Source organism: Streptomyces sp. SCA2-17 (assembly GCF_044336695.1).
The window spans coordinates 2,802,750-2,825,798 of record NZ_CP117521.1 but is presented as its reverse complement, the minus strand read 5'-3'; the positions used below and the strand labels follow the sequence as shown (position 1 = coordinate 2,825,798).

The window sequence follows — 23,049 nt, the reverse complement described above, 5'->3', positions numbered from 1 at the left end:
CGGGGCGGCGTGCGCGAAGGCCCGGGGAGGGTCAGCCCGTCAGGGCCTTGCGCAGGCGGTCGGGGTCCACGCGCCAGAAGTCGTGCTGGGCGCCGTCGACGAGGATCACGGGGATCTGCTCCCAGTACTTACGGTGGAGCTCCTCGTCCTGGGTGATGTCCTTCTTCTCCCAGCGGGCGCCCAGTTCGCCGCAGACGCCGGCGATGACGGCCTCGGCGGCGTCGCACAGATGGCAGCCGGGCTTGCCGATCAGGGTGACCGTGCTGTCGGCGGGGTTCTTGCGGGGGCGGCGGCGCAGCAGGGACGTCATGTCCGCCATTGTGCCCGCTCCTCGTCCCCCTTCCCGTGCTCCCGGCGCGCGCCCGTACGCGCCCCCGAAGGCGACCCCGTATGCAATGAAGGTGCTCCCGCTCGCTCAAACGTGCTGGATGGGTGCCTGAGTCGACTACCATCATGTGGCGATTTGTTGGTGTCCGGGGGTATGTCGGTGAGGAGTGAGCGCCCGTGTCCCCGTCGGCGCTCCCCTGTGGCGTGCGTGGCAGGTGTGGCTGCTGTGGCAGTGTGGCCGGTCGTCCCCGGAAGGGGCCGAATGGTTCCCGCCCAGGGCCGAAAGGCCGCGTGACACCGGTCACTTTGACCGGGCAAAACGGACACCATCTTTGTGCACGCGTTCACAAAGGCATAGCCTGCGTTCGACGGGGCGGTCCTGGGACGAGGCGCCGCCCGCAGCCCCGCTCTACCCGCAGGAGCACCGTGGCAACTGGCCGAACTCACCGACCGGCGACCCGAAGCCGAGGGATTCCCGAGGCCACCGTCGCCCGGCTTCCGCTGTACCTGCGCGCGCTGACGGCGCTCTCCGAGCGCTCGGTGCCCACGGTCTCCTCCGAGGAGCTCGCGACCGCGGCGGGCGTCAATTCCGCCAAGCTCCGCAAGGACTTCAGCTACCTCGGCTCGTACGGCACCCGCGGGGTCGGCTACGACGTCGAGTACCTCGTCTACCAGATCTCCCGTGAGCTCGGCCTGACCCAGGACTGGCCGGTCGTCATCGTCGGCATCGGCAACCTCGGCGCGGCCCTCGCCAACTACGGCGGCTTCGCCTCCCGCGGCTTCCGCGTCGCGGCCCTGATCGACGCGGACCCCGCGATGGCCGGCAAGCCGGTCGCCGGGCTGCCCGTGCGCCACACCGACGAGCTCGAATCGATCATCACCGACAACGGCGTCTCCATCGGCGTCATCGCCACCCCGGCCGGTGCGGCCCAGCAGGTCTGCGACCGGCTCGTGGCCGCCGGTGTCACCTCGATCCTCAACTTCGCGCCGACCGTGCTCTCCGTGCCCGAGGGCGTGGACGTGCGCAAGGTCGACCTGTCGATCGAGCTCCAGATCCTCGCCTTCCACGAGCAGCGCAAGGCCGGCGAGGAGACCTCCTCCGCGCAGGAGCCCGCCGCCGCCGTGCAGCCCCGCTCCGCCGCGGCCGCGCGCACGCCCGCGGGCAGCCGGGCGGCCGGAAAGGGACCGGACGGGGACGTCCCCGCCGTGATGCCGGCATGAGCCTCCTCGTCGTCGGACTGAGCCACCGCAGCGCGCCGGTGAGCGTGCTGGAGCGCGCCGCCCTCGCCCGCGAGGCGCAGGCGAAGCTGTTGCAGGACACCCTCGCGGCCGAGCCCGCCACCGAAGCGGCCGTGCTCGCCACGTGCAACCGCATCGAGCTCTACGCCGACGTGGACAAGTTCCACGCCGGTGTGGCCGAGCTGTCCACGCTCCTCGCCCAGCACACGGGCGTCGGACTGGACGAGCTCACTCCGTACCTCTACGTGCACTACGAGGACCGGGCCGTCCACCACCTCTTCTCGGTGGCGTGCGGGCTGGACTCGATGGTCGTCGGCGAGGGCCAGATCCTCGGCCAGATCAAGGACGCCCTCGCCCTCGGCCAGGAGCTGCACACCGCCGGCCGGCTGCTGAACGACCTCTTCCAGCAGGCCCTGCGGGTCGGCAAGCGCGCCCACAGCGAGACCGGCATCGACCGGGCGGGCCAGTCCCTGGTCACCTTCGGCCTGGAGCGCCTCGCCGACGGCGTGCCGCTCGGCGACTGGGCCGGCGGCAAGCGGGCCCTGGTCATCGGTGCCGGCTCGATGTCCTCCCTCGCGGCGGCGACGCTCGCGCGGGCGGGCGTCTCCCACGTGGCCGTCGCCAACCGCACGCTGGCCCGCGCGGAGCGCCTGGCGGAGATCCTCCAGGAGCCGGGCGGCCGGTCCGCCGCCGGCTTCACGGCCTCGGCCGTGGAGATGGCCGCGGTGCCGCAGGAGCTCGCGCTCGCTGACGTCGTGGTCAGCTGCACCGGTGCCATGGGCGTCGTCCTGACGGCCGAGGCCATACGCGCCGCGCTGGCATCCCGTACGGACACGGGCGCGGCTGCGGACGCGGCCGCCGGCAGCGCGGGCCGGGACCGTACGGACAGCGGCTGCCCGCTCGACTCCGCCTGCGGCGACGCGGCCCGTGCGGACGTCCGCCTCGCCCTCCTCGACCTCGCCATGCCGCGCGACATCGACGCCGCCGTGCACCGTCTGGACGGCGCCCGGCTCGTCGACATCGAGTCGCTCGCCGAGGCCTCCGCCGACGCGCCCATGGCCGCCGACGTCGACCAGGTGCGCACCATCGTCTCCGACGAGGTCGCCGCCTTCGGCGCCGCCCAGCGCGCCGCCCACATCACCCCCACCGTGGTCGCCCTGCGCACCATGGCCGCGGACGTCGTCGCGAGCGAGATCGCCCGCCTCGACGGCCGCCTGCCCGACCTGGACGACAAGCAGCGCGCGGAGATCACCCAGACCGTGCGCCGCGTCGTCGACAAGCTCCTCCACGCGCCGACCGTGCGCGTCAAGGAGCTGGCCTCCACCCCCGGCGGCGCCGGTTATGCCGACGCGCTGCGAGAGCTCTTCGACCTCGACCCGCAGGCGGTCGCCGCCGTCAGCCGGGCCGACTCGCAGGCCGGTACGCACAACACGGCACGGGAGCCGGCATGAACGACACCTCTTCGCGGCCGCTGCGCCTCGGTACGCGCCGCAGCAAGCTCGCCATGGCCCAGTCCGGGCAGGTGGCGGAGGCCGTGCGGCAGCTGACCGGCCGCCCGGTGGAACTGGTGGAGATCACCACCTACGGCGACGTCTCGCGCGAGTCGCTCGCCCAGATCGGCGGGACCGGCGTCTTCGTCTCCGCGCTGCGCGACGCGCTGCTCGCGGGCGAGATCGACTTCGCCGTGCACTCCCTCAAGGACCTGCCGACCACGCAGCCCGACGACCTGGCCCTCGCGGCGGTCCCGCCGCGCGAGGACCCGCGCGACGTGCTGATCGCCCGCGACGGCCTGACCTTCGACGCCCTCCCCAAGGGTGCCCGCATCGGGACCGGCTCCCCGCGCCGCATGGCCCAGCTCAACGCCTGGGCCCGCGAGCTGGGCCTGGAGATCGAGACCGTGCCCATCCGCGGCAACATCGACACCCGGATCGGCTACGTCACCGACGGCGAGCTCGATGCCGTGGTGCTGGCCGCCGCGGGGCTGGCGCGCATCGGCCGCAGCGCCGAGGTCACGCAGTTCCTGGAGACCGACGCAGTTTTGCCCGCCCCCGGCCAGGGGGCCCTGGCGATCGAGTGCGCCATGACCAACGCACCCCTCGCCGCCGCGCTCGCCGAGCTCGACGACCCGTACACCCGGGCCGCCGTGACCGCCGAGCGTTCCCTGCTCGCCGCCCTGGAGGCCGGCTGCTCCGCACCCGTGGGTGCGTTGGCCGACCTGCTGGTTGATGAGCAGGTTGTCACCGAAATGCGCCTGCGGGGCGTCGTCGGCACGACCGACGGCAAGACGCTGGTGCAGCTGTCCACCACCGGCCCCGTGCCGTCGTCCCGCGAAGAAGCCGTGGCCATGGGCCGCGAGCTCGCCGCTGCGATGCTCGACAAGGGTGCGGCCGGTCTTATGGGGGAGCGAGCACTTTGAACCCCACCGCCCCGAACCACCCCGTGCACGGGCACGTCACCTTCCTGGGTGCCGGCCCCGGAGACCCGGGACTGCTGACGCTCCGCGCCGTGGAAGCGCTCGCGGCAGCGGACGTCCTGATCGCCGATCCGCAGGTGCTCGACGTGGTGCGCACGCATGCGCGCGCTCATGTGGACATGCCTGCCCAGACGGTTACTGACGAGGCATCAAAAACCGCGGACGTCCCCGTCCTTAGGGACACCGCCAATCTTGTCATGACGGCCGCGCGCAGCGGCAAGCGGGTCGTCCGTGCCGTCCTCGGCGACCCGGGCCTCGACGGCGACGCCGGCGGCGAGATGCTCGCCTGCGCCGCCGAGGGCATCACCTTCGAGGTGGTCCCGGGCGTCGCCACGGCCGTGGGCGTGCCCGCCTACGCCGGGGTGCCGCTGCGCGACGGCAAGGGCGCCGACGTGCGCTTCATCGACGCCCGCACCGCCTCGGCCACCTGCTGGTCCGAGGTCGGCGCCAGCGCCGTCACCGCGGTCGTCTCCACGACCCTCGACTCCGTCGTCTCCGCCGCCGGCGAACTGGTCTCCGCCGGCCGCGGCCCCGACACCCCGATGACCGTCACGGTCGCCGGCACCACCACCCGCCAGCGCACCTGGACCGCCACCCTCGGCAGCGTCGCCCAGGTGCTCAAGGCGGCCAAGGTGCTGCCGTCCGCCGACGGCGCCCAGCCCGTCATAGCCGTGGTCGGCGAGCGCAGCGCTGCCGAGCAGCGCGACCGGCTCTCCTGGTTCGAGTCCAAGCCGCTCTTCGGCTGGAACGTGCTCGTGCCGCGCACCAAGGAGCAGTCCGCCTCGCTCTCCGACCAGCTCCGGTCCTACGGCGCCGTGCCGAGCGAGGTCCCGACCATCGCCGTCGAGCCGCCGCGCACCCCGCAGCAGATGGAGCGCGCGGTCAAGGGCCTGGTCACCGGCCGCTACGAGTGGATCGCCTTCACGTCCGTGAACGCCGTCAAGGCGGTGCGCGAGAAGTTCGAGGAGTACGGGCTCGACGCGCGCGCCTTCGCCGGCATCAAGGTCGCGGCCGTGGGCGAGCAGACCGCCAAGTCGCTGATCGAGTTCGGCGTGAAGCCCGACCTCGTGCCGTCCGGCGAGCAGTCCGCCGCCGGCCTGCTGGAGGACTGGCCGCCCTACGACCCGGTCTTCGACCCGATCGACCGCGTCTTCCTGCCGCGCGCCGACATCGCCACCGAGACCCTGGTCGCCGGCCTGATCGACCTGGGCTGGGAGGTCGACGATGTCACCGCGTACCGCACCGTACGGGCCTCGCCGCCGCCGGCCGAGACCCGCGAGGCGATCAAGGGCGGCGGCTTCGACGCCGTGCTCTTCACCTCTTCGAGCACGGTCCGCAACCTCGTCGGCATCGCCGGCAAGCCCCACAATGTCACCGTCATCGCCTGCATCGGCCCGGCCACCGCGAAGACCGCGGAGGAGCACGGCCTGCGGGTGGACGTGCTGTCGCCCGAGCCCTCGGTGCTCAAGCTCGCCGAGGCGCTCGCGGAGTTCGGCGCGGCCCGCCGCGACGCCGCCCTGGAGGCCGGCGACCCGGTGACCCGCCCGAGCGAGCGACGTCCCGGATCGCGTAGAAGGGCACGGAGTTGAGCACCACGTACGGCACGTTCCCGGGGTCCCGGCCCCGGCGACTGCGCACCACCCCGGCCATGCGCCGCATGGTCGCCGAGACCCGGCTGCACCCGGCCGACCTGATCCTCCCCGCCTTCGTGCGGGAAGGCATCAGCACCCCGGTGCCGATCTCCGCCATGCCGGGGGTCGTCCAGCACACCCGCGACACCCTGCGGAAGGCGGCCGTCGAGGCGCTGGAGGCCGGCGTCTCGGGGATCATGCTCTTCGGCGTGCCCGAGGATGCCAAGAAGGACGCCGCCGGCACCGCCGGCACCGACCCGGACGGCATCCTCCAGGTCGCCATCCGCGACGTCCGCGCCGAGGTCGGCGACGAGCTCATCGTCATGTCGGACCTGTGCCTGGACGAGTTCACCGACCACGGCCACTGCGGCGTCCTCGACGCCTCCGGCCGCGTCGACAACGACGCCACCCTCGAGCGCTACGCCGAGATGGCCCAGGTGCAGGCCGACGCCGGCGCCCACGTCGTGGGCCCCAGCGGCATGATGGACGGCCAGGTCGGCGTCATCCGCGACGCCCTCGACCAGACCGGCCACGAGGACGTCTCCGTCCTCGCCTACACCGCCAAGTACGCGTCCGCGTTCTACGGCCCCTTCCGGGAGGCCGTCGGCTCCTCGCTGCAGGGCGACCGCAAGACCTACCAGCAGGACCCGGCCAACTCCCGCGAGTCGATGCGCGAGCTCGCCCTCGACCTCGCCGAAGGCGCCGACATGGTCATGGTCAAGCCGGCCATGCCCTGCCTGGACATCCTCGCCGAGATCGCCGGCGCCGTGGACGTGCCCGTCGCCGCGTACCAGATCAGCGGCGAGTACGCGATGATCGAGGCCGCCGCCGCCAACGGCTGGATCGACCGCGACCGCGCGATCATGGAGACCCTCACCGGCATCAAGCGCGCCGGGGCGCAGATGATCCTCACCTACTGGGCGACCGAGGTCGCACGGCAGCTCTGACGACGACCGCCGAAGGGCCGGTGCCCGGGGGAATTCCGCTGAAACAGTGGAAAGCCTCCGGGCACCGGCCCTAGCTTGTGGCGCACACCGACCCCTCCGCGGAGACGCGCCCATGAGCACCGACCCAGGGCTCCCCGAGAGCTGGGAATACACCCTCCAGGTCCCCTGCGACCCGCTCGCGCCCTGCATCGCCCGCCGCACGCTCCGCACGATCTTCGAGGAGCACGGCTTCGCGCGCGTCGCCGACACCGCCGAACTGCTCACCTCGGAGCTGGTCACCAACTCCTACCGGCACTCCGGCGGGCCCGCCTCCGTACGCGTCAGGCGCGAGGGCAGGGGCAGCGCGGTGCGCGTGACCGTATGGGACACCAACCCCGCCCTGCCCGGCCTGCGGGCCACCGCCCTGCCCCGCGCGGACGCCGAGGAGGGCCGCGGGCTCGCGCTCGTCATGCGCTGCGCCGACAGCTGGGGAGGGTTCGCGCTGCGCCGGCAGCCCCAGGGGCTCACCGGCAAGCTCGTCTGGTTCGAGCTGGGCGGGAACGGCGGCGGGGGCGGGGCCGGCGGACAAGCCGCCTGACCCCGCCCCCGCCCGCCGGCAGTTACAGGCGCTCGGGCGTGCGGATGCCCAGCAGCTCCATGCCCTTGCGCAGCGTGCGCGCCGTCAGGTCGCACAGGAAGAGGCGGTTCTCCACCTGGGCCGGCTCCCCGGCCTTCAGCACCGGGCACTGGTCGTAGAACGACGTGTAGAGCGAAGCCAGCTGGTAGAGGTAACCGGCCAGCTTGTGCGGCGCGTACTCCCCGGCGGCCTCCGCCACCGTCGCCGCGAACTGGTCCAGGTGCAGGCCCAGGGCCCGCTCGGCCGGGGCCAGCGCCAGCTCCGGGTGCGCGACCGGCCCGGTCTCGCCCGCCTTGCGCAGGATCGACTGGATACGGGCGTATGCGTACTGGAGGTAGACCGAGGTGTCGCCGTTGAGCGAGACCATCTGGTCCAGGTCGAACTTGTAGTCACGGGCCGCCGACGTCGACAGGTCCGCGTACTTCACCGCGCCGATGCCCACCTGGGCGCCGCGCTCGGCGATCTCCTCCTCCGTGAGGTCCTGCGCCTTCTCGCGCACGATCGCCGAGGCGCGCTCGATGGCCTCGTCCAGCAGGTCCACCAGGCGGACCGTCTCGCCCTCACGCGTCTTGAACGGCTTGCCGTCCTTGCCCAGGACCGTGCCGAAGCCCAGCTGCACGGCCTCGGTGCCCTCGGTCAGCCAGCCGGCCCGGCGGGCCGTCTCGAAGACCATCTTGAAGTGCAGCGACTGGCGGACGTCCACCACGTACAGCAGGGTGTCGGCCTTCAGGTTGAAGACGCGGTCGCGGATCGCCGACAGGTCGGTGGCCGCGTAGCCGAAGCCGCCGTCCGACTTCTGCACGATCAGCGGGACGGGATTGCCGTCCGGGCCCTTCACGTCGTCGAAGAACACGCACAGCGCGCCCTCCGAACGCACCGCGACACCGGACTCCTCCAGCAGCCGGCACGTCTCCGCCAGCATGTCGTTGTAGCCGGACTCGCCGACGATGTCCTCGTCGCGGATCTCGACGTCCAGCTTGTCGAAGACCGAGTAGAAGTAGATCTTCGACTCGTCGACGAAGCGCTGCCAGAGCGCGAGGGTCTCCGCATCGCCCGCCTGGAGGTCCACCACCCGGCGCCGGGCCCGCGCCTTGAACTCCTCGTCCGAGTCGAAGAGCGTGCGCGACGCCTTGTACAGGCGGTTGAGGTTCGACATGGCCTCCTCGCCGGAGACCTCCCCGTCCGCCTTGTGGTCCAGCTCGTGCGGGTGCTCCAGCAAGTACTGGATCAGCATGCCGAACTGGGTGCCCCAGTCGCCGATGTGGTGGCGGCTGATCACCTTCTCGCCCGTGAACTCCAGGATCCTGACGACGGCGTTGCCGATCACCGAGTTCCGCAGGTGGCCGACGTGCATCTCCTTGGCCACGTTCGGCTGGGCCCAGTCGATGACGGTCGTGCCCGGCCGCTCCACGAGCGGCACGCCGAGGCGGTCGTCCGCGGCGCGCGCGGCGAGGGTCTTCGCGATCGCCTCGTCCGTGATCGTGATGTTCAGGAAGCCGGGGCCCGAGACCTCGACCTGCTGGATCAGATCACCGGCCGGAAGGCCCTCGACGACCTTGCCCGCCAGCTCGCGGGGGTTGCCGCCCAGCTTCTTCGCCAGCGCCAGCATCCCGTTGGCCTGGAAGTCGGCCCGGTCGCTGCGTCGCAGCAGCGGATCGGCGGCACCGGCCTCCGGCAGGGCTGCCGAGAGGGCGTCCGCGATGCGCTGGTGGAGCGAGGAAGCGAGGGAGGGAACCGAAGCCATGAGGAGGGTGCCATTCCGGTAGGCGGCATGTGATGGTCCCGCCGATTATCCCATGCGCCTACCACGGCCCCCGCGGTAATTTCCCCGGAGCCGGGCAACCCCGGAGCCGGCCCTCCCGTCTGGGACAATGGTCATGCCAGGACCGTAAGGAAGGAAGTGCCGTGGCTCAGGCTCAGAGCACCGAGGCCGACTGGGTCTCCCGTTTCGCCGACGAGGTCATTGCCGAAGCGGAGCGCCGGGCCCCCGGCAAACCGATCGTCGTCGCCTCGGGCCTGTCGCCCTCCGGCCCGATCCACCTCGGCAATCTCCGCGAGGTCATGACGCCCCACCTCGTCGCCGACGAGATCCGCCGCCGCGGCCACCAGGTCCGGCACCTGATCTCCTGGGACGACTACGACCGCTACCGCAAGGTGCCGAACGGCGTCCCCGGCATCGACGAGTCGTGGGCCGAGCACATCGGCAAGCCGCTGACCTCCGTCCCGGCCCCCGCCAGCTCCGCCTACCCGAACTGGGCGGAGCACTTCAAGGCCGCCATGGTCGCCGCGCTCGCCGACCTCGGCATCGAGTACGACCCGATCAGCCAGACCGAGCAGTACACCTCGGGCGTCTACCGCGAGCAGATCCTGCACGCGATGAAGCACCGCGCCGACATCGACGCGATCCTCGACCAGTACCGGACGAAGGACAAGGCGACCGGCCAGCCCAAGAAGCAGGGCCAGAAGCAGCAGAAGCCCGTCGACGAGGCCGAGCTGGAGGCCGCCGAGGGCTCCGGCGCCGCCGCCGAGGACGACGGCAGCGGCTCCGGCGCGGGCTACTTCCCCTACAAGCCCTACTGCGGCGCCTGCGAGCGCGACCTGACGACCGTCACCGCGTACGACGACGAGACCACCGAGCTCGCCTACACCTGCGTGTGCGGCCACACCGAGACCGTCCTGCTCAGCGAGTTCAACCGCGGCAAGCTGGTCTGGAAGGTCGACTGGCCGATGCGCTGGGCCTACGAAGGCGTGATCTTCGAGCCCTCGGGTGTCGACCACTCCTCCCCGGGCTCCTCCTTCGTCGTCGGCGGCCAGATCGTCCGCAAGGTCTTCGGCGGCGAGCAGCCCATCGGCCCGATGTACGCCTTCGTCGGCATCAGCGGCATGGCCAAGATGTCCTCCTCCAAGGGCGGCGTGCCCACCCCCGGCGACGCCCTGAAGATCATGGAAGCGCCGCTGCTGCGCTGGCTCTACGCCCGCCGCAAGCCCAACCAGTCCTTCAAGATCGCCTTCGACCAGGAGATCCAGCGGCTCTACGACGAGTGGGACAAGCTGGAGGCCAAGGTCGCCGACGGCACCGCCCTGCCCGCCGACGCCGCCGCCCACAGCCGCGCCGCCCGCACGGCCGCCGGCGAGCTCCCCCGCACGCCGCGCCCGCTGCCCTACCGCACGCTCGCCTCCGTCGTCGACATCACCGCCGGCCACGACGAGCAGACGATCCGCATCCTCAGCGACCTCGACCCGGCCAACCCGGTCGCCGACCTCGACGAGGTCCGCCCGCGCCTGGACCGGGCCGAGCACTGGATCAACACCCAGGTCCCCGCCGAGTCCCGCACGATCGTCCGCTCCGAGCCCGACACCGAGCTGCTCGGCTCCCTCGACGAGCAGGGCCGCGAGTCGCTCCGGCTGCTCCTCGAAGGCCTCGACGAGCACTGGTCGCTCGACGGCCTCACCACACTCGTCTACGGCGTGCCCAAGGTCCAGGCCGGCCTCACGCCCGACGCCAAGCCGACCCCCGAGCTGAAGGTCGCCCAGCGGTCCTTCTTCGCGCTGCTCTACCACCTGCTGGTGAGCCGCGACACCGGCCCGCGCCTGCCCACGCTGCTCCTCGCGGTGGGGGCGGACCGGGTCCGCAAGCTGCTCGGTTCGTAACCTCCGCTCGCACGAAGACGCCGGCCGGGCTCGATGACCATCGAGCCCGGCCGGCGTCTTTCGTGTTTCGCCTTCGTCCGCGGCCTACTTGTTCGCGGCAGCCACCGCGGCCACGGCCTCCTTGGCCGCGTCCTTCGCGCCCTTGGCGATGTCGTCCGCGGCCGGGTTCTTCGCGCCCTGGAAACCGGCGCCGCTGTACTTCACGGTGACGACGACATTGCCCGTACGGGTCACGACCGTCGCGTTGCGGTAGTCGTCGTCGTCCTTCTTGGTGTCCGTGGCGACCAGGTTCGCGCCGTCGCCGATGCCCTCGGCCTTGTCCGTCTTCGCGTCCTTCGCGCCGTCGGCGGTGGTCGCCTTCGCCACCTGCTGCTCGGCGAACTTCTCGGCGCGCTTCTCACCCGAGCCGAGCGTCGGGTCGGAGGCCAGCCGCTTGAAGGAGACCGTCAGCGAACGGAACTGGAGGTCCTTGACGTCCTCGTCGTTCAGGCCGTTCCAGAAGCAGCTCGCCGAGTCGTTGGCGTCGCTGGTGGGGAGGGCCTCGCCCTCCTTCTTCTTCGCCTTCGGCACCAGCGAGTCGATCGTCTTCTCGCTGATGCTCTTGCAGACCTCCGGCGGCAGCTTGGCGAACGCGGCCGCCTTGACCGAGGGGGAGGCGCTGGGCGCGGACGCCGGGGCCGAGGGGGAGGGCGACTTCTTCTTGGCGCCGCCGTCGTCGTCCGAGCAGCCGGTGGCGACGAGCATCACCGGTACTGCGGCGCAGGCGAGGAGTCGGGCGAGTCGCGGGGCTGTTCGGTGCATGGGTCCTTCGCTCGTTCGGTGTCGAGAGGCGGGGCGCCGGGGGCTCCCGCCCTGTCTGGTCGGCCTGACTGGTCTGGTCCGGCCTTCTGCCCGGCACGGTACGCGGCCGATGCCGGGCGGTGGCCGTATTGGGCGTTACTCGCCGGGCCGGGTCGGGCTACCGGGCCGGGTCGGGCTAATTGCCGAAGTGCCCCGCTTCGAGCTCGCGGGCCAGGGACTGGGCCTTGCCCTGGAGGTCCTCACTGGCGGGAACGTGCAGCTTGTCGACCGACCACTGGTCGTAGGCGATGGTGACGATCACGTTCGCCGCCCGGAAGACGATGTTGATGTCGCGGTGCACGCCCGAGCCCGAATTGATCAGCTTGTCGTCGATAAAGGCGTCGTCGCCGAGATCGTCGAGCGCGCGGGGCGCGAGCGAGGCGCCGCCGGCCGGGGAGCCGGAGGCGGACGGCGCGCCCGTACGGGACGGGGACGGCGAGCCGCTCGCCGCGCCGCCCTGCGGGTGCGGGCCCGAGCTCGCGCCGTTCGAGGGGGTGGCGGAGGCCGGGCCGGACGCTGCCGACGCTCCGGACGTGGAGGGGGAGGCCGAGGAGACCGGGATGTGCGCGGCGGACGCCCGCCGGCCGTAGAGCTCCTCCGCGCGCTGCTCGTCGCTGACGCCGCCCTGGTACGACACGACGCGCTCGAAGTCGACGGCCAGGTGCCGGGTGCCCTGCGGGGTCTCCAGCTTCCAGCGGCAGCCGACGCGGCGGTCGGTGTCGTACGTGATCGCGGCCTGGCCCTTGTAGAGCTTCGCGGTGTCGCGGCCGTCCTCGTCGTCACCCGTGGTGGGCAGGAGCCGGCGCAGGGTGTCGCGGCTCACGTAGCCGCAGGGCTCGGGGAGGCTGTGGTACTTGCCCGGCTGCGCGGCGGGCGCGGTGGAGCCGGCGTGGCCGGGCTTGGAGTCGCCGCCGCCGTCGGCGCCGGCCCCGCCGCCGCATGCGGTGAGCACCGCGGCGAGCAGGGCGGCGGCCAGTGCGGCGGCCGGTGCGTGAGCCCTTCGCTGCACTGTCCGTGGCTCCTTCCACCGGCTGCGGGCCGCGTCCCGTGCCGGAAAACGTGTTGCCGCCGCGGAGGCGGCGGCTGGACAGTATGTCTACCGCACACGCCGCTGCGTCCGCCGGTTCGCTGTCGCGAATCGTGAGATATGTCCGGCTTTTGCGTTATCTTGCTTTTACTGGGTTATGAGGAAAACCATGTCCTACACCGAGGTGCCCGGCGCCCGGGTGCCGATCCGCATGTGGACCGATCCGGCCACGGTCGAAGACGTTGCCATGCAGCAGCTGCGCAACGTCTCCACCCTGCCATGGATCAAGGGACTCGCGGTCATGCCGGACGTCCACTTCGGCAAGGGCGCGACGGTCGGCTCGGTGATCGCCATGGAGGGCGCGGTGTGCCCGGCGGCGGTCGGCGTCGACATCGGCTGCGGGATGTCCGCGGTGAAGACCTCCCTCACGGCCAACGACCTCCCCGGTGATCTCTCGCGGCTGCGGTCGAAGATCGAGGAGGCCATTCCGGTGGGCTTCTCGATGCACGACTCCCCGGTCGACCCGCGCCGGCTGCACGGGCTGCCGACGGCGGGGTGGGACGACTTCTGGGGGCGGTTCGACGGGGTCGCCGAAGCGGTCAAATTCCGTCAGGATCGCGCACTGAAGCAGATGGGTTCGCTCGGCGGAGGAAACCATTTCGTCGAGTTCTGTCTCGACGAGTCGGGTTCGGTCTGGCTGATGCTCCACTCCGGCTCCCGCAACATCGGCAAGGAGCTCGCCGAGTACCACATCGGCGAGGCCCGGAAGCTGCCGCACAACCAGGGGCTGGTCGACCGCGACCTCGCGGTCTTCGTTGCGGACACCCCGCAGATGGCCGCCTACCGGCACGACCTGTTCTGGGCCCAGGAGTACGCGCGGCACAACCGCGAGATCATGATGGCGCTCTTCAAGGACGTGGTCCGCAAGGAGTTCAAGAAGGCCAAGCCCATGTTCGAGCAGACCATCTCCTGCCACCACAACTACGTGTCGGAGGAGCGGTACGAGGGCATGGACCTGCTGGTCACCCGCAAGGGCGCGATCCGCGCGGGCGGCGGCGAGTACGGCATCATCCCGGGCTCGATGGGCACCGGCTCGTACATCGTGCGGGGCCTGGGCAACGAGGCCTCCTTCAACTCCGCCTCGCACGGTGCCGGCCGCCGGATGAGCCGCAACCAGGCGAAGAAGCGGTTCTCCGAGCGGGACCTGGCGGAGCAGACGCGGGGTGTCGAGTGCCGCAAGGACCGCGGCGTGGTCGACGAGATCCCGGCCGCGTACAAGCCGATCGAGCAGGTCATGGACCAGCAGCGGGATCTCGTCGAGGTCGTGGCCAAGCTCAAGCAGATCGTCTGCGTGAAGGGCTGACGGCCCTGCCCGAGCGCCGCCGGGCCCTCAGGCGCGCACGTCCTGGGGGTACCAGCGGAGTTCGATGGTGTTGCCGTCCGGGTCGAGGACGTAGAGGGACTCGGCGTTGCCGCGGGCGCCGAAGCGCTGGCCGGGGCCGTCCACGACGGTGAAGGTGCCGGAGTCGACGACGGTCTGCCAGTCCAGGGGCTCGACCACGAGGCAGATGTGGTCGACGTTGGAGGCGGCCGTGTCGCCGCGCTCGCGCTCCACCAGGTCGATGATCGTGGTGGGGGAGACGCGCACGGACGGGAACGGCACCCGGCCCGCGCGCCACTCGTCGACGCGGACCGGGTCGAGGCCCAGCGGGCCGGTGTAGAAGGCGAGGGACCGCTCGACGTCGGAGACGTTGAGGACGAGGTGGTCGAAGGCGGTGACGCGCATGGCTTCCCTTTCGTGCCGGGCCGTCCCCCCGGACGGCCGCTCGATCAAGGTAGCGGCTGCGGGTCGTTCATGCGATCGGTCGCCGGTCCTGCTTCCGGGTGCGCGGGGCCCCGGTCCGCGGTCCCCGGTCCCGGGTCCGCGGTCTCAGGACTCTCGGTGGACCTTGTAGTTGCTGGCCTGCGCGCGGGGGCGGACCACGAGCAGGTCGATGTTCACGTGCGGGGGCCGCGTGACGGCCCAGCCGATCGTGTCGGCGACGTCCTCGGCGGTGAGCGGCTCGGCGACGCCCGCGTAGACGGCGTCGGCCTTGGCCCGGTCGCCGCGGAAGCGGGTGAGGGCGAACTCCTCGGTGCGCACCATGCCGGGCGCGATCTCGATGACGCGGACGGGCTGCCCGCACAGCTCCAGGCGGAGGGTCTCGGCGACGGCGTGGGCGCCGTGCTTGGCGGCGGCGTAACCGCTGCCGCCTTCGTAGGTGCCGAGGGCCGCGGTGGAGGAGAGGATCAGCACCGTGCCGTCGCCGCTCGCGGTCAGGGCGGGGAGCAGGGCCTGGGTCATGTGGAGCACGCCGAGGACGTTGACCTCGTACATGGTGCGCCAGTCGGCCGGGTCGGCGGTCGCGACGGGGTCGGCGCCGTGCGCGCCGCCGGCGTTGTTGATCAGGACGTCCACGCGGTCGAGGGTCGCGGCGAAGGCCTCGACGGCGGCGCGGTCGGTGACGTCGAGGGCGTGGGCCCGCGCGCCGGGGAGCTCCTTCGCGAGGGCCTCGATGAGGTCGGCGCGGCGGGCGGTGAGGACGACGCGGTAGCCCTCGGCGGCGAGCCGGCGGGCGGTGGCGGCGCCGATGCCGCTGCTCGCGCCGGTGATGACGGCGGTGCGGATGCTCATGGTGGTGCTGCCTCCTGGGGCGCGGCGCGGCCGATGTGACGTGGGTGGTCCCTGAGCAGGATATTCAGCGGGCGCGTGGCACGTACATGATGATCGCCACGCCGATGAGGCAGACGAGTGCGCCGAGGACGTCGTAGCGGTCGGGCCGGAAGCCGTCGGCGACCATGCCCCAGGCGAGCGAGCCGGCGACGAAGATCCCGCCGTAGGCGGCGAGGATGCGGCCGAAGTGGGCATCGGGCTGGAGGGTGGCGACGAAGCCGTACGCGCCGAGGGCGGCGATGCCGGCGCCGATCCAGGCCCAGCCGGGGGAGCGGTGCTCGCGCACGCCCTGCCAGACGAGCCAGGCTCCGCCGATCTCCAGGAGCGCGGCGAGGAGGAAGAGGGCGATGGAGCGGGCGATCAGCATGATCGCAGCGTACGGCGGGGCGGGCGGGAGGTTCCGGACGAGCCGGGCGGGGTCCCGCGGCCCGGGCGGGGACCTACGGCCAGACGAGGCAGTACGGCTGGTGGCCGTTCTCGTGGAGGCGGTGGGAGAAGTCCTGCCACTCGCGCAGGAGCTGGTAGACGCCGAAGGCGTCGCGGGGGCCGCCGCGGTCGGGGACGGTGGACCAGATGAAGGCGGCGGCTCCCACGGACTCCTCGCCGATGCCGCGCAGCGGGTCGACGACGGTCATGGGCAGTTTGACGACGGCGTAGTCGGGGTGGAGCACGACCAGTTCGAGCGGGGGGACCTTGTGCAGGGGTATGCCCTCGATGCCGGTGAGCACCATGGCGGCCACGGTCTCCGGCTTGATCCGGGTGAACATGCCGCCCATGCCGAGCTCGTCGCCGCCGAGCTCCTCGGGGCGCATGGAGATGGGGACGTTCGCCGCGGCCGCGCTGCTGGGTGCCCCGAAGTACTTGTAGGTCACCCCCACGCGGCCGCTCCTGTTTCCCGTGCTGTTCGTGTTGTTCGTATTGCTGCTGCCCGCGTTGTCCGCGCCGTCCGTGAGGTGTTCCTCGCGCCGGTCGCGCCGGCCCCTGTGGCGCCCCCTGCGGGACTGCCGGGCGCGCTCGGGGCCCAGGTCACCGGTGCCCTCACCCAGTCCGCCACCGCGCTGCATATCTCCACCTGACCGCTTTTTCCTACGCAGCACTGCCCCCGCCGCGCAACCCGATCATCGTCTCAGAGACCTCCCCCGTGGACGCCGTGCGAAACGCCCGGAACCGAGTCCGGGCGAGGCTCTGAGACTATGGCTAGCGTGAGCTACCCATTTGATGCCCCAGCTGCATAACAGAGGGGTAGTTCGCTAGCCTACTCGGGTGACAGCGACCTTGGAAGCTGCACCGGAGCACGGGCCTAGCGTGCTCCGGCTAGCAGTAGGGTATGCCCGCCAGTCAAAGAAGAAGGCCGACAAGTCGGAAGCCAGTCCGCAGACGCAGGACGAGGCGATCAGGCGGAAGGCGTCCGAGCGCGCGTGCCGTCTCCTCAAGATCTACCGGGACATCGGTGTCTCCGGCTACGACCCGACCGTAAAGCGCAAAGACTTCGAGCAGCTGCTGAATTACTGCCGCCAAAACGAAGTCCACGAGATCATCGTCTACAACATCACGCGTTTCTCGCGTAGGGAACCGAAGGACGCCATTCCCGTCGTCCTCGAACTGTTCGCGCTCGGCATCACGATCACGTCTGTTTGTGAGGGGTCGTTCTCGCCCGACAACACGATGGAACTCATCATGTTGATCATGCGGATCGACGCGGCGCATCAGGACAGTAAGAACAAGAGCGAAGCAATCTTTGACGCGAAGCGGCTCGCCAAGCAGTTCGGCGGCTGGACCGGCGGAGTGCCTCCGTACGGGATGGAGAGCTACGCGCAGTCGGTGACACGGGTGGTGGATGGCGAGCCGGTCACGGTGACGATTCGCCTGCTGCGTCCGGTTCCGAGGAACGAGGACGGAACGGATCAATCCAGCGTTGTTCTCCACATGGTGGATCGCATCTTCGAGTTCAAGGACAAGCCGTGGAGCGGGAAGAAGAATGGCCATCCCGCGTCGGTGAGTGCGGTTGTCGCGTGGATGAACTCTGCCGGGTGGGTGGGGCAGAACGGGGCGGCATGGCGTACACCCACCGCGAAGCGGCTTCTCTCTGACCCGCGATTGGCGGGTTTCGCGGCGGAGACCGTCTATCACAAGGACAGCGACGGAAATCCGACACGGACCATCAGCGGCTACAAGATGCTCCGGGACGAGGAGACGGGGGAGCCGATCACGATCGGGGAAGCGCTCATCCCTCCTCCCCGCTGGTTCGAGCTCCAGAAGTGGCTCCGTGTGCGGGAGTGGGGGCGCAGTGATACCCCGTGGAGCGAGAAGGTCCTGACGTCCATGGGTGTGCTCAAGTGTGAGTGCGGCCGGCCGATGACGGGATCGCCACGCCTCTACAAGTGTTCGCGGCCCGCCGGTGTGGTGGAGGAGGGCAAGCACGCCGGAGGGAACACCATCAATCTGGCGGACGTGGATGACTACGTGGCCCGCCACATCATGGCTGTTCTCATGACGGCGGATCGGGACGAAGAGACCCTCGACACGCTGGCCGAAGCGACGCGGCGACTGGCGAAGCTCCGGGAGAACCCCGCGGCGCGTGGTGAGCGCGCCTCGCTCGTGGGGGAGCGGAGAGAGATCACCAACGACATCAACCGGTTGTACGACGACCTCAAGGCCGGCATCTACGAGGGCAAGATCGGTCGTGCGCGCTTCCTCCAGGAGAAGGAGACGCTGGAGAAGCGGCAGGCCGTCATCGAGCACCGGATTGCGGAGGTGGGCGGCCCGGAACTGCCCGCTCTGCCCATCGCGGAGTGGACGTACACCGAAGACCCCAACGGTGACCCGCTGGGGGAGGGGTCGTGGTGGCAGAAGGCGGATACGGCGGATCGGCGCATGCTGGTCAGCCTCTTCGTGGACGAGGTGCGGGTGCGTAAGGCGGCGGGGAGGGGCGGGCGCAACCGTGTCTGCCGCGTCGAGGAGCGCGTGAGCGTCTTCATGGCGAAGCCGAAGCATGAAGAGCATGAGGCGCAGGAGAGCGAAGGGCAGGTAGCTCTCTTGGAATCCGTATCAGCGGTATAGGACCCAGCAGTGACCCCGGTGAGGCGCAAGCCCACCGGGGTCCATTACTTGGGTTTCTGTATCTCAATTGCTGGTTTGTGGTAGAAAACGGCGATGCCGCGCCGGGTCCTCAGGTCTACGCGTTCCAGCCGTAAAGCAGCATTCGCCGGGCTGTTGCTCTCCATGAGAGTCTGTTTCGTCTGCTGAATTCCTTCGGCCAACTCCCAGCTCATTGAGTGGAAAAGGAATGGCCCAAGGTGCGGAGCGCCCGTTAAGGAGAAGGTGAGGGCTATGTGTGGTTGCGGCCCCTGAAACGCTTTTGCGGCCGCCTTACGTTCCGTCATGGATTGTGGGCAACCGCAAGGCTTTCCCCGAGCGCTCTCGGGTGTTAGATGCGCTGCGCCGTCGCAGTGATGCACGAGCCCACGGCGGTGCCAGAGCCTCATGTCGACAGTCAGGGCAGACGGGCCACTGATGACAATCTCCACCTCGTTCACCTTGGTTTCAATCTCCAGGTGATTCCTACTGCCGATCTGGCGCCCTTCCGGCTGTCCGCCCAGGAGCTGTGTCACCTCAGCGGCAACGTCCGAATTGCTGGTGGAGATGAGCCAGTTGGGCAGTGACTCCGGCCGGTTTCCTTCGACACGGCCGCTCCGGAACCGGCCTACGAACCGCTCGGTCACGTGGCCACCGGAGCTTCGGCACGAGCGATGTCACGGTTACGAGCGACGTCTTCGGCGATGCCTGCGGCGAGGAGGGCGGCGCCGGGGGTGTGGCCGGAGCCGACATAGCGCCACTGGGCTTCGGTGCCGTCCGGGTTGTCGGGGAGCGGTCCGCGTTGGTGGTGGGCGCGTTCGGTGCGGAGGGCTGTGTAGGTGGTGGAGTAGGCGCGGGATTTGGTGAGGGTGTGGCCGCGGTAGCCGAGGGTGTGGGTCCAGGCGCGGAGGCGGAGGGGTGCGAGTTCGGGGAGGCTGCCGAGGCGCCAGCAGGTGTGCATGAGGGTGCGGACGTGCGGCGTGGCCGGTATGGCGTCGATGTCGTCGGGGGTGCGGAGGCGGTGGTCCGCGCCGGCTGAGGTGTCGGTGGCGCTCTTGGTGACGTACTTGGCGACGTAGGCGGCAACGGCATCGTCGGCCAGGCCGTCGCCGTCATCGACGGTGGTGCGGAGAGGGCGGGCGTCGAGCTGGGCGCCCCACTGGAGGGTGAGTTCGCCGAGGGCGGGGCTGTAGGGGGTGTGGACGGCGGCGGAGCGGGCCGCGGTCTGCACGGCGGTCGTGAGTGCGTCGGCGGTGCCCCAGGGCGGGGGCGGGGTGTGGGGGCCGTCGGGTCCGTCGAGGCGTACGACGGCGTGGACGTGGACGGCGGCGCGGCGCTGGTACTCGGCGACTTTGGCGAAGGAGAGCCGGGCGTGGTCGGGGAAGCGGGACTGCGGGATGCCGACCGTGGTGGAGAGATGTCGGCGGGTGGCGCGGGTGAAGCGGTCCCAGAGCTGTCCGGCGTGGGCGTGCCAGAGCACGTGTCCGGTGTAGTCATAGCAGGCCGGGCAGAGCGGTTGCCCGACGTGCGGGTCGGTCTCGGTGTGGTGGGCGGTGCAGCTCAGGGGCACGCCGTGGGGGCAGGAACCGGCGTCGCGGCGGGGGTGGCAGCGCTCGGGGTGGGTGGTGGTGCGGTGGACGGGGCCGAAGCTGGGGGCGGTGAGGGTGACGAACAGCCGTGGGCGTTCCCGTATCTCTGCGGGGATGGTTTTGCCGCCGGTGAGGCCTGCGCGGACGAGGTGGAAGGTGTCGCCGGCGTGGAGGCGGGAGCAGGGCGGGCAGACGGAGGCGCGGCGGTTGCGGCAGCGGACCAGGAGGCGTTCGCCGGGTTCTGTGCGGGTGTCGTAGTGGTGGAGGATCTCGCCGGTCGTGGCGTTGCGGGTGGTGGTGTGGCCGGTGAGGTGGACGGGGTGGGCGCAGCCGCCGGTTGAGGTGATCTGCTCCAGGAGCCGGGGGAAGAGCGGGTCTGCGGCGAGGCGGATGATGTCGCGGTCTGCTTCGGGGAGGGTGCGCAGGCGCGCCGCGGTGTCGAGTGCGGCGCGCCGTGCGGCGGGGTTGGTGTCGGCGGGGATGGTGGTGATCTCCCGGGGTGAGCCGCCGGAGCGGCGGGGCGGATGGGTGGTGGGCCGATGTCGTCCATGGCGTTGGCCTTTCGTGGTGGCGGCGGATGCCGGGGCGTCCTTGCGGACGATGGCTGCGGAGTGGCGGTGGCCGGTCGCGGGTAGCTTCTGCCTAGGGCGCAGCGCGTCAGGCTGGGCCTTGCCGGAGCACGCGTGGAGGGCGGTGGACCTCGTGGTCCTTCTCGACTTGCAGAGCCTTGAGATTCTCCGTGGAACCGACGACCCCATGGGCTTCAGGAGCACTGAGAACAGCGACATCAGCATCCTGCTGTGCCATGACGAAGAGGGGAGCTGAAGCGGGCTGCTGGGCCTGCGGAGTTAGCGGATGGTGCCGGTGCCGCGGCAGCAGCGGCACCGGCGCCGGCGGCCGTTCCGGGTCCTGATGTGGCGCTCGCCCTTGCAGACCGGGCAGCGCACGGGGCGCATGGGCATGGGTGGGGTTCTCCTGGGGCTAGGTGCGGGTGAAGCCGGAGAGGAACCAGTTCAGAAGGCCGTTGATGGTGAAGATCACCGGAGTCTGTCCGATGTAGATGCCGAAGATCGCGATCAGCAGGGCCTGCCACCAGCGCACGTCGCGGGAGCGGACAAGCAGGACGGTGATGCCGCCGAAGATCAGGGCGAGGAAGAGCGCGGATCCTTCACTGACCTGCATCGCGCTTCACCCCCAGGTCGTAGAGGGCCTTGTGGACATCGAGGAGTTCGGGCGTGAGGTGCGCGTGGGCGATTGCGGCCTTGTGAGCCTCTTCGACCGTGGTCAGGTGCGAGCGCGCACGATCCCAGCCGCCATCCGGCCCGGTGCACACGGCCACGCCCTTCTCGTCCGGAGTGATGGACTGGGCGACGGCGACGGCGTCCTTGTTGAGGTCGCCGAGGGTCATTTCGGCGGTGCCTGGGTCGTTGACCCGGTGGCAGATACGGCCCGACAGTTGGGCGCGCAGGGCGGTGACGCCGGGGCCGAGGTCAGAGCCCATCCGTTGCCCGGCGACGACCAGGTGAAGGCCGAGGGCTGCACCGAGCTGGGCGATCCGCAGCAACAGCACCGAGCACCGCTCCGCCTCCGCCTTCCCCTCCCTCGTACCGTCCGACAGGTACAACTCCGCGAGCTCATCGACCAGGATCACGATGGGCACCGGCCGGACCTTCTCCGGGAGGTCCCAGATCGATCGGACGCCGTGATCACGGCAGGCCTTCATGCGGAGCTTCATCCGCGCCACCAAGGCGTCCAGTACTGCGACGGCCTCTTTGCGGTTGGTGGCGAGGGCGGAGAGGCGGACGTCGAACAGGCCGAGCTCCATGCCGCCCTTGCAGTCGATCCCGACCAGGGCGACGGGTTGTGGGGCGAGTTGCGTCACGATCCGGGCCAGCAGTGTCGACTTCCCGGACTGCGTGGCGCCCACGATCAGCCAGTGCGGCACCGTGCACAGGTTCATCACCCACGCGCCGCCGGATTCGCAGATGCCCAGCAGCGCCGACAGCAGCGGCACCCGGGCCGAGGCGAGACCAGGTTTCTGCAACGGGTCGCCAGCCGTGGCCAGGAGGTGGACCAGGCCGCGCTCCGGTGAGGTGACCCGGACCGCGTGGACCCGCCAGGCGTGGGCCAGGGCGTCCGCGGCTTGGATGAACGGTGTTGGCGTCTGCCCCGGATGGAGCCGGACGATCAGACTCAGGCCGGTACGGGTGGCTTTGGGGAAGGAGATCCGCGGCGCCACCAGCCGCAAGGCTTCGCCCTTGACGATCAGGTCACCGATCAGACCGCGGGCCGGGCGGGGTGAGACGGCCAGGTCGTTGAGGACAGCGACCTTCCGCCAGGTCCGCACGACCCGTAATGCGGTGATCGGGTAGCCGGTCAGGTACCAGAACCACGCTGGGTACCGCTCCCGCACGTACGCCCCGATGACCACGGCCCAGGCGAGGGCGGCGAGGAGGAACGCGAGGGTGATCGGCCCCATCACGCACCCCCGGTCTTACCCGCGGGAGCGGACGCCGCAGCAGTGGTGGTGGGGGCGGGGGTGATGGCGGCGGCGCGGAAGCTGATCCCGTGCCGGTCGCCCATCGCCCACGCGAACGCTTCCAGTCCGGTCAGGCGCACTTCGATGCCTTCCACGACGCCCTTCGGTTCGCCGGCCACGGCGACTTCGATCACCGAGACGCGGCGCCCGTCCTGCCGGACCATGACACCAACGGTGTAGACCGTGTTGCCCTCGCGGTCCCGCTTGATCTCCCTCTTCTCCTCCAGGCCGGTCATCTTCGGTTCCGGGGCTACGGCGCACCGCAGTACGCCGAGCCGGGTGGTGTCCACAGGGATGGACTGCATGAGGTTGGGCCTCCCAGGCCACTCAGGGCACCCTCTCGCGATCACGAGAGGACGTCACTCGTCCTTACGAGTTATGA

General features: G+C 70.7%; 22 protein-coding genes. 9 read left to right on the top strand and 13 right to left on the bottom strand.

What is annotated here, in order from left to right; all coding sequences use genetic code 11:
- Window positions 1-31 precede the first annotated feature (31 nt).
- The gene (locus tag PS271_RS12595; RefSeq protein WP_398382016.1) at window positions 32-319 is read right to left on the bottom strand and encodes a glutaredoxin family protein; all 288 of its coding nucleotides are present in this window, start codon (window positions 317-319) and stop codon (window positions 32-34) included.
- 434 nt (window positions 320-753) lie between these two features.
- On the opposite strand from PS271_RS12595, the gene PS271_RS12590 reads away from it, so the two are divergent.
- From PS271_RS12590 to PS271_RS12565, 6 genes are all read left to right on the top strand, one after another.
- Window positions 754-1,548, top strand: coding sequence for a redox-sensing transcriptional repressor Rex (locus PS271_RS12590; protein ID WP_398382015.1), 795 nt, complete (start codon window positions 754-756; stop codon window positions 1,546-1,548).
- A complete protein-coding gene (locus PS271_RS12585; protein WP_398382014.1) occupies window positions 1,545-3,017 on the top strand; it encodes a glutamyl-tRNA reductase in 1,473 nt (490 codons plus the stop codon). The genes PS271_RS12590 and PS271_RS12585 overlap by 4 nt, the downstream gene beginning before the upstream one ends.
- Window positions 3,014-3,982: a hydroxymethylbilane synthase gene (gene hemC, locus PS271_RS12580; protein ID WP_398382013.1), complete on the top strand. Its 969-nt coding sequence runs from the start codon at window positions 3,014-3,016 to the stop codon at window positions 3,980-3,982. The genes PS271_RS12585 and hemC overlap by 4 nt, the downstream gene beginning before the upstream one ends.
- Entirely contained in the window at window positions 3,979-5,628 is a 1,650-nt protein-coding gene (locus PS271_RS12575) for a bifunctional uroporphyrinogen-III C-methyltransferase/uroporphyrinogen-III synthase (RefSeq protein WP_398382012.1), read from the top strand. Before hemC ends, PS271_RS12575 begins: the two co-directional genes overlap by 4 nt.
- Window positions 5,625-6,617, top strand: coding sequence for a porphobilinogen synthase (gene hemB / locus PS271_RS12570; protein WP_398382011.1), 993 nt, complete (start codon window positions 5,625-5,627; stop codon window positions 6,615-6,617). The genes PS271_RS12575 and hemB overlap by 4 nt, the downstream gene beginning before the upstream one ends.
- A gap of 112 nt (window positions 6,618-6,729) precedes the next feature.
- Window positions 6,730-7,194: an ATP-binding protein gene (locus tag PS271_RS12565; RefSeq protein ID WP_398382010.1), complete on the top strand. Its 465-nt coding sequence runs from the start codon at window positions 6,730-6,732 to the stop codon at window positions 7,192-7,194.
- 22 nt (window positions 7,195-7,216) lie between these two features.
- On the opposite strand, the gene argS is transcribed toward PS271_RS12565, so the two are convergent.
- Window positions 7,217-8,977 (bottom strand): arginine--tRNA ligase, encoded by a 1,761-nt coding sequence (gene argS, locus PS271_RS12560; protein ID WP_398382009.1) that lies wholly within the window; start codon window positions 8,975-8,977, stop codon window positions 7,217-7,219.
- Between the two features lie 161 nt (window positions 8,978-9,138).
- Between argS and lysS the strand changes: the two genes are divergently transcribed.
- Entirely contained in the window at window positions 9,139-10,884 is a 1,746-nt protein-coding gene (gene lysS / locus PS271_RS12555; protein ID WP_398382008.1) for a lysine--tRNA ligase, read from the top strand.
- Window positions 10,885-10,968: 84 nt separating this feature from the next.
- Here the strand turns inward: lysS and PS271_RS12550 are convergent, their stop codons facing one another.
- Both PS271_RS12550 and PS271_RS12545 read right to left on the bottom strand, forming a co-directional pair.
- The gene (locus PS271_RS12550) at window positions 10,969-11,685 is read right to left on the bottom strand and encodes a hypothetical protein (protein ID WP_398382007.1); all 717 of its coding nucleotides are present in this window, start codon (window positions 11,683-11,685) and stop codon (window positions 10,969-10,971) included.
- Window positions 11,686-11,860: 175 nt separating this feature from the next.
- Window positions 11,861-12,733: a hypothetical protein gene (locus tag PS271_RS12545; RefSeq protein ID WP_398382006.1), complete on the bottom strand. Its 873-nt coding sequence runs from the start codon at window positions 12,731-12,733 to the stop codon at window positions 11,861-11,863.
- 187 nt (window positions 12,734-12,920) lie between these two features.
- Between PS271_RS12545 and PS271_RS12540 the strand changes: the two genes are divergently transcribed.
- Entirely contained in the window at window positions 12,921-14,114 is a 1,194-nt protein-coding gene (locus PS271_RS12540; protein ID WP_398382005.1) for an RtcB family protein, read from the top strand.
- Between the two features lie 27 nt (window positions 14,115-14,141).
- Here the strand turns inward: PS271_RS12540 and PS271_RS12535 are convergent, their stop codons facing one another.
- The 4 genes from PS271_RS12535 to PS271_RS12520 all read right to left on the bottom strand — a co-directional run bounded on the left by PS271_RS12535 (window position 14,142) and on the right by PS271_RS12520 (window position 16,528).
- On the bottom strand, window positions 14,142-14,537 hold the full coding sequence (locus PS271_RS12535; RefSeq protein WP_398382004.1) for a VOC family protein: 396 nt from the start codon (window positions 14,535-14,537) through the stop codon (window positions 14,142-14,144).
- Between the two features lie 144 nt (window positions 14,538-14,681).
- A complete protein-coding gene (locus tag PS271_RS12530; protein WP_398382003.1) occupies window positions 14,682-15,425 on the bottom strand; it encodes an SDR family NAD(P)-dependent oxidoreductase in 744 nt (247 codons plus the stop codon).
- A gap of 64 nt (window positions 15,426-15,489) precedes the next feature.
- Window positions 15,490-15,831 (bottom strand): YnfA family protein, encoded by a 342-nt coding sequence (locus PS271_RS12525; protein ID WP_398382002.1) that lies wholly within the window; start codon window positions 15,829-15,831, stop codon window positions 15,490-15,492.
- Between the two features lie 73 nt (window positions 15,832-15,904).
- Entirely contained in the window at window positions 15,905-16,528 is a 624-nt protein-coding gene (locus tag PS271_RS12520; protein WP_398382001.1) for a hypothetical protein, read from the bottom strand.
- Window positions 16,529-16,727: 199 nt separating this feature from the next.
- On the opposite strand from PS271_RS12520, the gene PS271_RS12515 reads away from it, so the two are divergent.
- A complete protein-coding gene (locus PS271_RS12515) occupies window positions 16,728-18,524 on the top strand; it encodes a recombinase family protein (protein WP_398382000.1) in 1,797 nt (598 codons plus the stop codon).
- 44 nt (window positions 18,525-18,568) lie between these two features.
- On the opposite strand, the gene PS271_RS12510 is transcribed toward PS271_RS12515, so the two are convergent.
- The 5 genes from PS271_RS12510 to PS271_RS12490 all read right to left on the bottom strand — a co-directional run bounded on the left by PS271_RS12510 (window position 18,569) and on the right by PS271_RS12490 (window position 22,972).
- On the bottom strand, window positions 18,569-19,186 hold the full coding sequence (locus PS271_RS12510; RefSeq protein WP_398381999.1) for a recombination directionality factor: 618 nt from the start codon (window positions 19,184-19,186) through the stop codon (window positions 18,569-18,571).
- Entirely contained in the window at window positions 19,183-20,553 is a 1,371-nt protein-coding gene (locus tag PS271_RS12505) for a replication initiator (RefSeq protein WP_398386823.1), read from the bottom strand. Before PS271_RS12505 ends, PS271_RS12510 begins: the two co-directional genes overlap by 4 nt.
- Window positions 20,554-21,109: 556 nt before the next feature.
- Window positions 21,110-21,310 carry a hypothetical protein gene (locus PS271_RS12500; RefSeq protein WP_398381998.1) on the bottom strand — a complete coding sequence of 67 codons (201 nt, stop codon included), beginning with the start codon at window positions 21,308-21,310 and terminating at the stop codon, window positions 21,110-21,112.
- Window positions 21,297-22,607, bottom strand: a complete 1,311-nt coding sequence (locus PS271_RS12495) for an FtsK/SpoIIIE domain-containing protein (protein WP_398381997.1) — start codon at window positions 22,605-22,607, stop codon at window positions 21,297-21,299. Before PS271_RS12495 ends, PS271_RS12500 begins: the two co-directional genes overlap by 14 nt.
- Window positions 22,607-22,972: an SCO3933 family regulatory protein gene (locus PS271_RS12490; RefSeq protein WP_398381996.1), complete on the bottom strand. Its 366-nt coding sequence runs from the start codon at window positions 22,970-22,972 to the stop codon at window positions 22,607-22,609. The genes PS271_RS12495 and PS271_RS12490 overlap by 1 nt, the downstream gene beginning before the upstream one ends.
- Window positions 22,973-23,049: the final 77 nt, after the last annotated feature.

Excerpts from the sequence above, each read along its gene's own strand:
- PS271_RS12595 (WP_398382016.1), bottom strand. The coding sequence starts at position 319 with ATGGCGGACATGACGTCCCTGCTGCGCCGCCGCCCCCGCAAGAACCCC.
- PS271_RS12585 (WP_398382014.1), top strand. The coding sequence starts at position 1,545 with ATGAGCCTCCTCGTCGTCGGACTGAGCCACCGCAGCGCGCCGGTGAGC.
- hemC (WP_398382013.1), top strand. The coding sequence starts at position 3,014 with ATGAACGACACCTCTTCGCGGCCGCTGCGCCTCGGTACGCGCCGCAGC.
- PS271_RS12565 (WP_398382010.1), top strand. The coding sequence starts at position 6,730 with ATGAGCACCGACCCAGGGCTCCCCGAGAGCTGGGAATACACCCTCCAG.
- argS (WP_398382009.1), bottom strand. The coding sequence starts at position 8,977 with ATGGCTTCGGTTCCCTCCCTCGCTTCCTCGCTCCACCAGCGCATCGCG.
- PS271_RS12550 (WP_398382007.1), bottom strand. The coding sequence starts at position 11,685 with ATGCACCGAACAGCCCCGCGACTCGCCCGACTCCTCGCCTGCGCCGCA.
- PS271_RS12540 (WP_398382005.1), top strand. The coding sequence starts at position 12,921 with ATGTCCTACACCGAGGTGCCCGGCGCCCGGGTGCCGATCCGCATGTGG.
- PS271_RS12535 (WP_398382004.1), bottom strand. The coding sequence starts at position 14,537 with ATGCGCGTCACCGCCTTCGACCACCTCGTCCTCAACGTCTCCGACGTC.
- PS271_RS12530 (WP_398382003.1), bottom strand. The coding sequence starts at position 15,425 with ATGAGCATCCGCACCGCCGTCATCACCGGCGCGAGCAGCGGCATCGGC.
- PS271_RS12525 (WP_398382002.1), bottom strand. The coding sequence starts at position 15,831 with ATGCTGATCGCCCGCTCCATCGCCCTCTTCCTCCTCGCCGCGCTCCTG.
- PS271_RS12520 (WP_398382001.1), bottom strand. The coding sequence starts at position 16,528 with ATGCAGCGCGGTGGCGGACTGGGTGAGGGCACCGGTGACCTGGGCCCC.
- PS271_RS12500 (WP_398381998.1), bottom strand. The coding sequence starts at position 21,310 with ATGCAGGTCAGTGAAGGATCCGCGCTCTTCCTCGCCCTGATCTTCGGC.
- PS271_RS12495 (WP_398381997.1), bottom strand. The coding sequence starts at position 22,607 with ATGGGGCCGATCACCCTCGCGTTCCTCCTCGCCGCCCTCGCCTGGGCC.
- PS271_RS12490 (WP_398381996.1), bottom strand. The coding sequence starts at position 22,972 with ATGCAGTCCATCCCTGTGGACACCACCCGGCTCGGCGTACTGCGGTGC.